General features: G+C 47.1%; 9 protein-coding genes. All 9 read left to right on the top strand.

Translation table 11 applies throughout. The annotated features are described in order from the left end of the window. The first annotated feature begins 14 nt into the window (after positions 1–14). The 9 genes from ACHAL6_RS13260 (at position 15) to murB (ending at position 12914) form a co-directional block, all read left to right on the top strand. Positions 15–1139 carry a PDZ domain-containing protein gene (locus tag ACHAL6_RS13260; RefSeq protein WP_395271145.1) on the top strand — a complete coding sequence of 375 codons (1125 nt, stop codon included), beginning with the start codon at positions 15–17 and terminating at the stop codon, positions 1137–1139. 92 nt (positions 1140–1231) lie between these two features. Further along, positions 1232–3229, top strand: a complete 1998-nt coding sequence (uvrB, locus tag ACHAL6_RS13255) for an excinuclease ABC subunit UvrB (RefSeq protein ID WP_395271170.1) — start codon at positions 1232–1234, stop codon at positions 3227–3229. Positions 3230–3249: 20 nt separating this feature from the next. After that, positions 3250–6072 (top strand): excinuclease ABC subunit UvrA, encoded by a 2823-nt coding sequence (gene uvrA, locus ACHAL6_RS13250; RefSeq protein ID WP_395271144.1) that lies wholly within the window; start codon positions 3250–3252, stop codon positions 6070–6072. Positions 6073–6300: 228 nt separating this feature from the next. Next, entirely contained in the window at positions 6301–6732 is a 432-nt protein-coding gene (locus tag ACHAL6_RS13245) for an FHA domain-containing protein (protein WP_395271143.1), read from the top strand. 9 nt (positions 6733–6741) lie between these two features. Further along, entirely contained in the window at positions 6742–7935 is a 1194-nt protein-coding gene (locus ACHAL6_RS13240) for an FtsW/RodA/SpoVE family cell cycle protein (protein ID WP_395271142.1), read from the top strand. A 3-nt stretch (positions 7936–7938) separates the two neighbouring features. Beyond that, on the top strand, positions 7939–9435 hold the full coding sequence (locus tag ACHAL6_RS13235; RefSeq protein ID WP_395271141.1) for a peptidoglycan D,D-transpeptidase FtsI family protein: 1497 nt from the start codon (positions 7939–7941) through the stop codon (positions 9433–9435). Between the two features lie 4 nt (positions 9436–9439). Continuing rightward, entirely contained in the window at positions 9440–11356 is a 1917-nt protein-coding gene (gene uvrC / locus ACHAL6_RS13230) for an excinuclease ABC subunit UvrC (protein ID WP_395271140.1), read from the top strand. A 48-nt stretch (positions 11357–11404) separates the two neighbouring features. Next, a complete protein-coding gene (locus tag ACHAL6_RS13225) occupies positions 11405–11752 on the top strand; it encodes a hypothetical protein (RefSeq protein ID WP_395271139.1) in 348 nt (115 codons plus the stop codon). Positions 11753–11999: 247 nt separating this feature from the next. Continuing rightward, the gene (murB, locus tag ACHAL6_RS13220) at positions 12000–12914 is read left to right on the top strand and encodes a UDP-N-acetylmuramate dehydrogenase (protein ID WP_395271138.1); all 915 of its coding nucleotides are present in this window, start codon (positions 12000–12002) and stop codon (positions 12912–12914) included. Positions 12915–12975 lie beyond the last annotated feature (61 nt).

Genomic DNA, 12975 nt, shown 5'->3' with positions numbered 1-12975 from the left:
GATGAAGGATGTTCATGGAAATTCTTAATGGATATTTCAGTATATTCGCTTCACCGCAAATTCTGATCATGCTGATTCTGCTGATTGTGTTCTATATGAAGAATACAAAAGAAGCGAATGTAAGAAGAATAGTACTAGGGGATAGTGAAGACTCTCCCCTAGTTTTAACTTTATATCAGATGATTTCCGGAATTGCGGGAGGCTTTGTCATCAGTATCATTGCTGGTGTTTTTAATATTGCTTTCTACTCCTATATGGAAGTGCAGATCATATTTCTTCTGACCGTATTTTCGGTTACAAGATTTTCAGGATATGTCAATTCAGGCATCAACGTCATGGCGGTATTTCTTGCGGGGTATCTTCTCAATCAGGAGGTCATCCCTGTGCTGGATCTTGTGAATCTCTATCTTTTCATGGGTCTGATTTACATGGTTCATGGACTGATGCTGCTTCTCAGCAGGAAGCATGGATTCATGCCAGTGCTTTTCTCAAGAAATGGAATCATCAGGGGAGGATTCAAAGTGGAGAAGACCTATCTGCTTCCTGCAGCGGTCGGATTCTATACCGCCTCAGGGAGCATACTGGGGTCATCCGTATTCTATCTGACGCTGTTTCATCTTTTCCATGTTCAGGAAACTGTGATGACTTTCAGCAAGAAGCAGGCCGTATTTCTTCTGAGCGGACTGAAGATGCTTGCGGGATCGCTGATTCTTATGGGGTCCATCATCGTAAGCTATTCTATGGAATCGGTATATCTCCTGATCATTCTGGTGCCTCTTCTGATTTATCTCGAGAAAATGGCATTCAGGCTTATTGAAAGCAGAAGAAAGCCTTTTTTCACTTCTGATGAGGACAGAATCATGATCCTGGAAGTGAGAGAAAACACACCTGCATACAGATCCGGTCTTCGATCCGGAGACAGAATTCTGTCTCTGAATGAAGCAGAAGACCCCTCCTACAAGGCGCTCATCGCCTTCATGGGCACCCTTCACTATGAACGGGACGTAAATCTTATGGTCCGGGACGAACATGAGCAGGAGAAGGCAGTGAAGTTCACCATCGACAAGGAGACCAGCACGGGCATCATCATTGTGCCTCCATCAGATCAGCTCACTTTACCTGACCGAGAAAACGCATAGACTTTACAGGACTGTTAATAATAAATGAACATATGTACTTATTAAATGCGAAAGAGTATAATAGATAAGGAATAACGGAAGGGGTGATGAAAATGGAGGGAACCTTCAAGATCGCATCGAAATTCAAACCTACAGGTGATCAGCCGGATGCCATCAACACACTGGTTGCATCCATAGAAAGCGGAAATCGGGGACAGACGCTCCTTGGTGTCACCGGTTCAGGTAAGACATTCACCATGGCCAACATCATCGAAAGAACCCAGAGACCGACACTGGTCCTTGCCCATAACAAGACTCTGGCAGCGCAGCTGACCTCGGAGTTCAGAGAGTTCTTTCCTGAGAGTGCTGTGGAATACTTTGTTTCCTACTATGATTACTATCAGCCTGAAGCCTATGTGGCGCAGACGGATACCTATATAGAAAAAGATTCTTCCATCAATGAAGAAATCGACAAACTGAGGCACTCCGCCACATCCGCTTTATTTGAAAGAAGAGATGTCATCATTGTGGCTTCGGTTTCCTGTATCTACGGTCTGGGTAATCCAGATGAATACAGAGATCTTTCCATCTCTCTGAGACCTGGCATGATCAAGGACAGAGATGATGTGATCCGCAAACTCATCGAGATTCAGTATGAACGCAACGACATTGATTTTTCCAGAGGTTCTTTCAGAGTGCGTGGAGATATTCTGGACGTGATTCCCGCCAATGAATCGGCGAAGGGAATTCGCGTGGAGTTTTTCGGAGATGAGATCGAGAGAATCAGAGAATTTGATGTGCTGACGGGCGAGATCATCCATGAGCTTTCCCATATCGTTCTGTTCCCGGCGTCTCACTTTGCCACTTCCTATGATAATCTTCAGCGGGCCATCAAGGAGATTGAAGCGGAACTGGAAGTGAGAATTAAGGAGCTGAACAGTCAGGACAAGCTTCTGGAAGCCCAGAGACTCAGGCAGAGAACCAACTTCGACATCGAGATGATGATGGAGATGGGATACTGCTCCGGAATCGAGAACTACTCGAGAATACTGGATGGAAGACCACCTCATACACCGCCCAAGACCCTCATAGACTATTTTCCCGATGACTTTCTTCTTTTCATCGATGAGTCCCATGTGACGCTGCCACAGGTCAGAGCCATGTATGCAGGGGACCGTTCCAGAAAAGAGAATCTGGTGGAGTACGGATTCAGACTGCCATCCGCTTTTGACAACAGACCCCTGAAGTTCGAGGAGTTCGAGGAGAAGATCAAACAGGTTCTCTTCGTTTCAGCAACCCCTTCCAAGTACGAGAAGGAGCATTCCGCCGTGGTGGCAGAACAGGTCATAAGACCTACTGGCCTCATGGATCCGGAAGTGATCATAAAGCCTGTGAAAGGGCAGATCGATGATCTTTATGGAGAAATCATTAAAACGGTGGAAAGAGGTTTCCGGGTCCTCATCACGACGCTGACCAAACGTATGGCGGAAGACCTCACCAAGTACTTCAAGGAGCTTCGGGTGAAGGTGACCTATATGCACTCGGACATCGATACCATGGAAAGAATGAGAATCATCCGGGACCTGAGATTAGGTGAAGTGGATGTGCTGGTGGGGATCAATCTCCTGCGAGAAGGACTGGATATTCCGGAGGTTGCTCTGGTGGCCATCCTGGATGCGGATAAGGAAGGGTTCCTGAGATCCGAGACATCTCTGATTCAGACCATCGGTCGTGCAGCCCGAAACAGTGAAAGCAAGGTCATTCTATATGCGGACCGGATCACCAATTCCATGGATCGAGCCATGTCTGAGACGGCTCGAAGAAGAAAGATACAGGAAGAGTACAACAGAGAACACGACATCACACCGACCACCATCAAGAAAGACATTCGAAGCGTACTGGAGATTACACAGGTGGTGGATGAGATCACGGAATTTGAGTCTCTGGATGAAGCTGTAAAGTATAATAAGGAGAATCTCGAAAAGACCATAAAAAAACTGGAGCTGGACATGTACAAGGCATCCAAGGAACTGGAATTCGAGAAAGCTGCCTACATTCGTGATGAAATCGCTAAACTGAAAAAAGAACTGATCCGAAACAGACAGGGTTAGTCAGTATAAATGGAGAGAAAATGAAAAATATAGTAATAAAAGGTGCAAAAGTCAACAATCTCAAGAATATAAGTCTGGAAATACCAAGAGATAAGCTGGTGGTGTTTACAGGACTGTCCGGTTCAGGAAAGTCATCCCTGGCTTTTGACACGCTTTATGCGGAAGGGCAGAGGCGCTACGTGGAGTCTCTGTCCTCCTATGCCAGACAATTCCTGGGCCAGATGGATAAACCGGATGTGGAGTCCATAGAAGGGCTCAGCCCTTCCATCGCCATCGATCAGAAGACCACATCCAAAAATCCCAGATCCACAGTGGGTACCGTCACGGAAATCTATGATTATCTGAGACTGCTCTATGCAAGGCTGGGTGTTCCTCACTGTCCTGTATGCGGTAAGGAGATCTCCTCCCAGAGTGTGGACCAGATGGTGGATAAGATCCTGGAGCTTCCTGAAAGGACCAGGGTCCAGATTCTTGCGCCCATGATCAAGGGGAAAAAGGGAGAACATGAGAAGGTTCTTGAAACCATCAAGAAGGCAGGTTATGTAAGAGCGAGGATCGATGGAACCATCATCGACATCTCCGAAGAGGACGTGAATCTCAAGAAGACGCTGAAGCATGATATCGAAGCGGTCATCGACCGTCTTGTGATTCGGGAAGACATCAAAGGAAGACTGTCCGAATCCATTGAACAGGCATTGAAGCTGGGAGAAGGAAATGTCATCGTCAGCATCATCGATGGAGAGGACCTTAGATTTTCGGAAAAGTTTGCCTGTCCGGATCACAACATCGGCATCGAGGAGCTGGAACCAAGGCTCTTCTCCTTCAATGCGCCCTATGGGAAATGCGAGCATTGTGACGGTCTGGGTACCCTTCTGGAAATCGATGAGGATCTTGTCATACCCGATAGAAAGAAGAGCATCATGGACGGTGCCATCGCTTCCTGGGGGAACGGCAGACTGAAGGAGGATTCCTGGACCTACGGGATTCTTCAGGCGTTGTCCAAGAAGTATAAATTCGATCTGAACACACCCATAAAGGATCTGCCGGACAATATTGTGGATATTCTTCTTTACGGAACCAGAGGTGTGAAGCTTAAGGTGTTCTATACCAAGAACTACTCCAGAGGCGAGTACAACTATGCCTATGAGGGAGAAATCAACAACCTGAAAAGGCGTTACCTGGAGAGCGGTTCCGATTACATCAAAGGTGAGATCGAACAGTTCATGAGCAGCAATCCCTGTCCCACCTGCAACGGGGCAAGGCTTAAACCGGAAGTGCTGTCAGTGACCCTGGCTGGAAAGAACATCTACGAATTCACCACCTTGAGCATTGATGAGGCGCTGAAATTCATTGAAAGCTACAAGCCAAGTGAACGGGATGTGATCATCGGAGAACAGATCATCAATGAAGTGCGTGCAAGACTAAGCTTCCTCGTGAACGTTGGCCTTGATTATCTCAATCTGGCACGTAATGCGGGAACCTTATCCGGTGGAGAAGCGCAGAGAATCCGGCTTGCCACTCAGATCGGATCCAGTCTCATGGGGGTTCTGTATATTCTGGATGAGCCTTCCATCGGACTTCATCAGAGAGACAACGACAAGCTCATTGAAACGCTGAAGGCCCTAAGAGACAACGGAAATACACTGATTGTGGTGGAACATGACGAAGACACCATAAGAAGCGCCGACTATGTGGTGGATATCGGTCCAGGAGCCGGAGAGCACGGCGGAGAAGTTGTGGCCAAGGGTACCGTGAAACAGATCATGAGATCCAGGAAGAGCATCACGGCGAAGTATCTCACTGGAGAAATGAAGATCGAAGTCCCGGAAAAGAGAAGAGAAGGGGATGGAACCTTCATCACCGTAAAAGGGGCCAGAGAAAACAATCTCAAGGACATCACCGTTGACTTCCCGCTGAGAGAGCTTGTGGCTGTGACGGGTGTGTCTGGTTCTGGTAAATCGACTCTGGTCAATGAGATTCTATATAAAGCAGTCCACAGAAAAGTGAACAAGGCAAGAATTCTTCCTGGTAGACATGAGGACGTGGTAGGGATTGAAAACATCGACAAGATCATCGACATCGATCAGAGTCCCATCGGAAGGACACCAAGGTCCAATCCTGCGACCTATACGGGTGTCTTCGACCGCATCAGGGAACTCTATGCGAACACCCCTGAAGCAAAGGCAAGAGGCTACAAGCCTGGCAGGTTCTCCTTCAATGTGAAGGGGGGGCGCTGTGAAGCCTGCTCCGGAGATGGCATCATCAAGATCGAGATGCAGTTCCTCTCCGATGTCTATGTTCCCTGCGAAGTCTGCAAGGGAAAGAGATACAACAGAGAAACGCTGGAAGTGAAGTACAAAGGAAACAATATTTCAGATGTGCTGAACATGACGGTGGAAGAGGCATCCAAGTTCTTCGAGAATCTTCCTCGAATCCACAGAAAAATAAAGACCCTCATGGATGTGGGCATGGGCTATGTGAAGATGGGACAGCCATCCACGCAGCTTTCCGGTGGAGAAGCGCAGCGTATCAAGCTTGCCTTCGAACTTTCCAAGGTGAGTACAGGCCAGACGCTCTACATTCTGGATGAACCCACCACGGGACTTCATACGGATGATGTGAAGAGACTGAACGAGATCCTTCAGAGACTGGTCTCTCAAGGCAATTCCGTCATCGTCATCGAACATAACCTGGATATAATAAAGTCCGCAGACCATATCATCGATCTGGGTCCGGAAGGTGGAGACAAGGGTGGCAGTGTCCTCGTGACAGGCACACCGGAAGAAGTGGCAAGAAACGAAGCTTCCTACACAGGACAGTATCTGAAGAAAATGCTCAAATAAGGAATACGCTCCGCTGGGGTCTGCGACATAGGTAGATCAGAGCGGAGCTTTGCCATGATGGAGGGCATTCTTTTGGTGTTATGGTTTTTTTGGTATAGAATTATAGAAATAGGCTGATTATAATCAGTACATAGAAACAGGGCATCATCGACAGATTAAGATGGAATTCAAATAATATTAATCTTTTCAGGGTAGAATGGTATCAATCTAATTGTATGGGAGGAATTTATGGATATTCAGCGTATCATCAGTCTAGCTTTTACAGGCTTTTTCGTTATCATATTATTTTTCATCATCATCCGTTCACTGATTCTCATGTCCAAAGACATGAATGGACCGTCGGAAGAAAGGGAGAATATCCTGAAACTGACGGTGCTTGAAATCGGTGAAAACAAGAATCTCAGAAAGGGGGCAACCATGACCATTTCTGAAGAAGCGACTTTCGGCAGAAAAAACGACAATACGGTTGTACTGACAGACCCCTATGCTTCCGGGTATCACTTCAGAATCTTTCCTCATGAAGGGCGATATGTCATAGAAGACAATAAGTCCACCAACGGAACCCTTCTGAACGGAGACAAACTGGAGATGAAAACGTACTTGAAGAAAGACGACATGATCCGAGTGGGAAACCTGAAGCTCAAAGTGAAAGTGTCATAGGAGAATATCATGAAAGATGCAAAAATCAGAATGCTCATCCCAATATTTCTACTGACCTTTGCCATGTTTTTCAATATTGCGGTGTTTCAGCCTGTATTCGATGTGGGGGCACTGATCATGGCTGCGGTCATGTGCGTGCTTATTGCCTATGCCCATTTCGTGGTGAACAAGTTCTTTTCCAACGGAGATAAATTCCTTGTGACCTTCATATCCGTCCTGCCGGTCATCGGTATTGCTGTGCTGTACAGACTGAATCCGGATATCGCCATCAAGCAGGTTCTGTGGTTCATCATCGGCATGAGTGTGTATATCGCTCTGGTAATCATCCTTCCGGATCTGAAGCGTTTTGCGAAACTGAAATATCTTTATCTGGTGGGTACGGTGGTCTTCATGGCCATGGCGACCTTCATCGGTGAGACCAGATTCGGAGCGAAGAACTGGGTGGATCTCGGATTCATCTCCTTCCAGCCTTCAGAGTTCGGAAAGATCTTCTTTGTTTTCTATCTGGCAAGCAGCCTGAAGAACTTTTCCACACTGAAGTCTCTTATTGAGCCTGGCATCATCGTGATGGTTTCCATCGGATTCATGGTGCTTCAGAGAGATCTCGGTTCCGCCATGATTTTCGCCTTCATTGCCATCGCCATGATTTTTGCGGCGACATCGAAACTGAAATATCTGCTGGCATCCTTCGGGGTGGGCGCTGTGGGTGCACTCATGAGCTATGCGCTCTTTCCGCACATCAGAAGAAGAGTGATGATCTGGCTGAAACCCTGGGAATATGCGGCCAACGAAAGTTACCAGATTGTTCAGGGACTCTATGCCATGGCGTCAGGAGGTCTATTCGGTCAGGGCCTTGGCAACGGTTCACCGGAATACATCCCGGTGAGAGAGTCAGATTATATCTTTGCGGTCATCGTGGAGGAACTGGGGATGATCTTTTCCTTCGGCATTCTCATCATCTACTTCCTTCTGTTCTACAGAAACATCAGAAGTGCCCTGAAGGCCAGATCGACCTTCACATCCCTCCTGGCGGTAGGTTTTTCCGTGATGATTGCCATGCAGGTCATTGTCATCATCGGAGGTGTGCTCAACATGATTCCTCTGACAGGAATCACACTTCCACTGATCAGTTATGGTGGTACTTCCATGCTGACGGTTTTCTTCAGTCTGGGTATCATACAGAAGATTTCGGAGGAGGCTTAGATTATGCGTGATGAAGTAAGAAAAAAAACATTGAACAAAAACATTAAAATCATCTCCGGAGTGATTCTGCTCCTGTTCATGGGCATCATGGGGTACATGCTCTATTTCCAGGCCACTATGGCGGAGGAAATCGCAGCGAAGCCTGGTAATGTGAGAAGTGCTGTGGAAAGAAACAGAGTGCTGAGAGGCACCCTCTATGACAGAAACGGAACGGTTCTGTCCTACAGCGAAAGACAGGACAATGGCAGTCAGAAAAGAATCTATCAGGGGGGTGCCGCCTTTGCGCAGACTTTGGGTTATGTGACCAAATCCACAGTGACAAGTCTTGAGAGTTATATGGACAGAACCCTGGTGACGGATGAATATGAAATCAACATAACCAGAGACAATTTTTTTGAAGTGTTCAGAGACCCCGGCTCCATCATCAACAGAACGAAGCTGGGAAACAATGTGGTGACGACGCTGGATGCCCAGCTTCAGAGAAAAGCCTATGAACTTCTTGGAGATGAACTGGGATCCTCAGGTTCTGTGGTGGCGCTGAATCCGAAGACAGGAGAGATTCTGGCCATGGTCAACCGGCCCAGCTATGATCCCAACAGACTGGAAGAACTCTATGCAGAGCTCAACGAAAAAGGCTATGATGAGGGCGTATTCGTGAACCGTGCCTCCAGAGGAACCTATGCACCCGGTTCCACCTTCAAGATCATCACGCTGCTTGCAGCTCTGGAGGATCTTGAAGGCGTGGAAGACCGGATTTTCGAGGACGATGGTTTTCTGGAAGTGAATGCGGGAAATGGGATCCCCAATGTAAATGACAACAGATATGGAGACATCAGCCTCCAGAAGGCTTTTGAAGTATCCTCCAATGTGGTTTTCGGCGGACTTGCCATTGAACTGGGCGGAGATAAGATGAAAGAGGTGGCTGAAAGATTCGGGTTCAATGAGAGCCTGGATGTGACAGGGGTCAATTTCGTCAGCGGCTCCTATACAGCCTACGGGAAAAATGATGACGGACTGCTTGCCCTGACGGGAATAGGCCAGGGAGATGTCCAGGCGAATCCGCTGCAGATGGCCATGGTCACTGCAGCCATCGCCAATGACGGCATGCTCATGAAGCCAAGACTTGTGAATTCCGTTCTGAAATATGACGGAACCACCAAGGAAAGATTTGAGCCTGTCCTCTATAATACAGTGGCAGATGTGGATACAGCGCAGACAGTGAAAGCGTATATGAAGAACAATGTGGATGCTTCGAAATCTGATAATATGAGAGTCATCTCCTCCATTCGCGGAGGCGGAAAGACGGGAACTGCCCAGGGCAGATTCCAGATGACCAGCGGTGAATACATCGATGTGGAGAATTCCTGGTTTACAGGGTATGCTCCTTTTGAGGATCCGGAAATCGCCATAGCGGTCATCGTTCTGGATGGCGGATCTGGCAGCGGAAAAGCGGCATCCATTGCAGGAGAACTGATGAAATGGTACACGGAGAACAGGTGATAGAGTGTTTGATTTAGAATATCAGCTCAGTATACTTCCGGATAATCCGGGTGTATATCTGATGAAAAACAGCTTGGGTGAAATTATCTATGTAGGTAAAGCCAAGAATCTGAAAAAAAGAGTGAAGTCCTACTTCCAGAATACGAAAAACCACTCGGAGAAGACCAGGGTCATGGTCAGCAAGGTGGCGGAATTCGAGTACATCATCACGGACAGTGAAATGGAAGCGCTGATTCTCGAGATGAATCTCATCAAGAAGCACAGCCCCAGATACAATGTGCTGCTGAAAGATGACAAGCATTTTCCGTTCATCAAGATCACCACCAACGAGGACTTCCCGAGAGTCTATATGACGAGAACCTATGCCAGGGACGGAAACAGATATTTCGGTCCCTACACTGACGTGAATGCGGTCCATGAGACCCTGGACACCATCAAGAAGATCTATCCCATCCGAACCTGCAGAAGAGTGATTCTGGAGCTTGGTGAGCCCACAAAACCCTGTCTCAATTATCATCTGGGACTCTGCAAGGCACCCTGTGCGGGATATATCTCCAAAGCGGATTACGGGCTCATGATCGAGGACATCATAAACCTTCTGGAAGGAAGGGATGTGAAGATCAGAAAATCTCTGAAGGAAGAGATGCTCGAAGCATCGGAAGCCCTGGACTTTGAACGGGCGGCGCATCTGAGAGATAAGCTCTTCGCCATCGACAAGACGCTTCAGAAGCAGAAGGTATTCACCAGAAGACTGGATGATGAGGACTACATCGGCATCCATAAGGATGAGGAGGATGTATCCGTTCAGGTCTTCAACGTGAGAGACGGAAAACTAACAGGAAGAGAGCATTACATTCTCAAAGGCTTTGCGAAGGAAGAAGAGGAGAAGATTCTGACGGACTTCATCAAGAGCTATTACAGCGGTACAGCCTTTGTGCCCAAGACCATCTACAGCAGAGCGGAAGTGAATGACCAGGTCCTTGTGGACTGGCTCACCATGCGAAGAGGAAAGAATGTAGGTCTACATACGCCCAAAAGAGGAGATAAGCTCAATATGCTGGGCCTGGCGGAGAGCAATGCCAAAGCCACCATCGATCAGTTCAAGCAGAAGATTCTCAGCGAGTATGAAACCAGCAGTCTTGCTTTAAGTCAGCTGGCATCGACGCTCGAACTGGAGGATCTGCCGGAAAGAATCGAAGCCTTTGATATTTCCAATATTCAGGGCGTGGATTCTGTTGGGACCATGGTAGTCTATGAAAAGAACAAGTTCAAGCGAAGCGACTACAGAAGATTCAAGATCAGAACCGTCAAAGGTGCCAATGATTATGACTCCATGCGAGAGATTCTCACCAGACGATTCCAGAGAGGGCTAAGTGAAGTCAGAGAAATCCAGGAAAGAAAGCTGGATTACACCGGTGGAAAATTCTCAATCTTCCCGGACCTCATCATCATGGATGGGGGAAAAGGACAGGTGAACATCGCCCTTGAAGTACTCAGGGAACTGGATATCGAGATTCCGGTCATGGGGCTTGTGAAGGATGACTATCACCGCACGCGAGGCATCATCTACATCAACAGAGAGTATGGACTAAGGGATATGAAGGAAGCGAGAAATCTCCTGACGAAGATTCAGGACGAGGTGCATCGCTTTGCCATCACCTATCATAGAACCTTAAGAGACAAGAGGACGCTGCATTCCATACTGGAGGACATTCCAAGAGTCGGTGCCACCAGAAGAAAGAATCTGATGCTGAAGTTCGGCTCCATCGATGCCATCCGTGAAGCTACTGTGGAAATGCTTCAGGAAACGCCGTCCATCGACAGACAGACGGCGGAAAGCATTCATGCCTATTTCCATGGGAATGGTGAGGAGGACAAGAAGTCCAGGCAGGAAGACCGCCACCAGGATGAGAATCTGTAGGCTGCGGCTGCATGGTTACCACTGATACATAGAAAGGAAGATTGAATCATGAAGAAATTGATATTGATCGTACTTGTTATGATGCTGGCTGTTTCTATAACTGGATGCATGGGGAAGTCTGAAGTGAAGATGGGAACCTATCATCTTGATGGAAACCCTGAGCTTTTCACCTATGTGTTTCTTGAAGAAGGTGGCTTTCAGTTCAGTCGAGGCCTGGCACTGTCCTATCGGCCTATGGGATCTTATGAAGTGGAAGGGGACAGGCTGATTCTTCGAGCCGGGCCGGAGGAGAGCTACACGTTTCTCATAGATGGAGATGTGCTGGTGTATCTGGAAGGGTTTGGCGAGATCATAGAAAACGGAAGCCGATTCATTTATTCTGAAACCAGCAACTGATGTTCATGGGAAACGGGGCTGTATTCAGGTGAGTAAACCCCGATTCTGAAGGATTCTGTTAGGAAATCAGTAATCTTTCCTTAACCATTCTGATAAAATCATGTATTATAATAAATATAAGGATAAATTTGCAGATATTGTGGGGCTAAGGATAATCTTCAGCAAGACTTTCACATAATGCCTATTTATTTATTTCGTCCTATTGTGTATAATGCATAGATGGAATTAAGTTTAAGGAGCATTGAGAATGAATAGATATTTGAATGCCTATGAAGAATTGGCATCATTCCTCAAGAAGGAGGAAATTCTGCTGGACGAACCTATGAAGAACCACACCTGGTTTGAAATCGGCGGTACTGCAGATATTCTGGTGATTCCCGAATCAGTGGAAAAACTGATCAAGGTGATCCATTATGTCAGAAAAAACAACATCCCCGCTTTTCTCATCGGGAATGGGTCCAACCTGCTTGTAAAAGACGGTGGAATCAGGGGAATTGTCATAAAGACGGAAATGATCAAAAAGATCTCGGTAGAGGGAGAAATCATCACTGCAGAGTGCGGTGCACTTCTTGAAGATATTTCAGAGACTGCCTATGAGAATGGACTCAGCGGATTTGAGTTCGCATGCGGTATTCCAGGTACCTTAGGCGGAGCTGTATTCATGAATGCAGGGGCCTATGATGGGGAAATGTCTTTTGTCCTGGATAGTGTTCGTGTCATGACGCCGGACCTTAAGGTGCTCACATTAAAGAGGGATGAGCTTGAACTGGGGTACAGAACATCGGCTGTGAAAACCAACGGATATGTGGTTCTGGATGCGAAAATCGTACTGGAAGATGGAAACAAGGATGAAATCAAAGCCAAAGTGGATGATCTCACCCATAGAAGAGAAGACAGGCAGCCACTGGAATTTCCTTCCGCTGGAAGCACCTTCAAGAGACCTACTGGACATTATGCGGGAAAGCTGATCCAGGATGCGGGCCTTAAAGGCTATCAGATCGGTGGTGCACAGGTTTCCGAGAAGCACAGCGGATTTGTCATCAACAAGGACCATGCCGAAGCTAGGGATGTGCTGAATCTCATCAGCTATATCCAGTCCACAGTAATGGATAAATTCGATGTGGAGCTCTGCACGGAAGTTCTGATTGTCGGAGAAGATTAATCCGAAGGGCATTATATTTTACATGAAATGGAAAGAGAGACTGTTTTCAGTTTACTCTTTC

Origin of the sequence: Proteiniclasticum sp. C24MP (assembly GCF_043951855.1) — a bacterium.
GTDB lineage: Bacteria > Bacillota > Clostridia > Clostridiales > Clostridiaceae > Proteiniclasticum.
This window is presented reverse-complemented; position numbering and strand designations above follow the sequence as displayed.

Coding starts and splice junctions, on each gene's coding strand:
- ACHAL6_RS13260 (WP_395271145.1), top strand. CDS start 15: ATGGAAATTCTTAATGGATATTTCAGTATATTCGCTTCACCGCAAATT.
- uvrB (WP_395271170.1), top strand. CDS start 1,232: ATGGAGGGAACCTTCAAGATCGCATCGAAATTCAAACCTACAGGTGAT.
- uvrA (WP_395271144.1), top strand. CDS start 3,250: ATGAAAAATATAGTAATAAAAGGTGCAAAAGTCAACAATCTCAAGAAT.
- ACHAL6_RS13245 (WP_395271143.1), top strand. CDS start 6,301: ATGGATATTCAGCGTATCATCAGTCTAGCTTTTACAGGCTTTTTCGTT.
- ACHAL6_RS13240 (WP_395271142.1), top strand. CDS start 6,742: ATGAAAGATGCAAAAATCAGAATGCTCATCCCAATATTTCTACTGACC.
- ACHAL6_RS13235 (WP_395271141.1), top strand. CDS start 7,939: ATGCGTGATGAAGTAAGAAAAAAAACATTGAACAAAAACATTAAAATC.
- ACHAL6_RS13225 (WP_395271139.1), top strand. CDS start 11,405: ATGAAGAAATTGATATTGATCGTACTTGTTATGATGCTGGCTGTTTCT.
- murB (WP_395271138.1), top strand. CDS start 12,000: ATGAATAGATATTTGAATGCCTATGAAGAATTGGCATCATTCCTCAAG.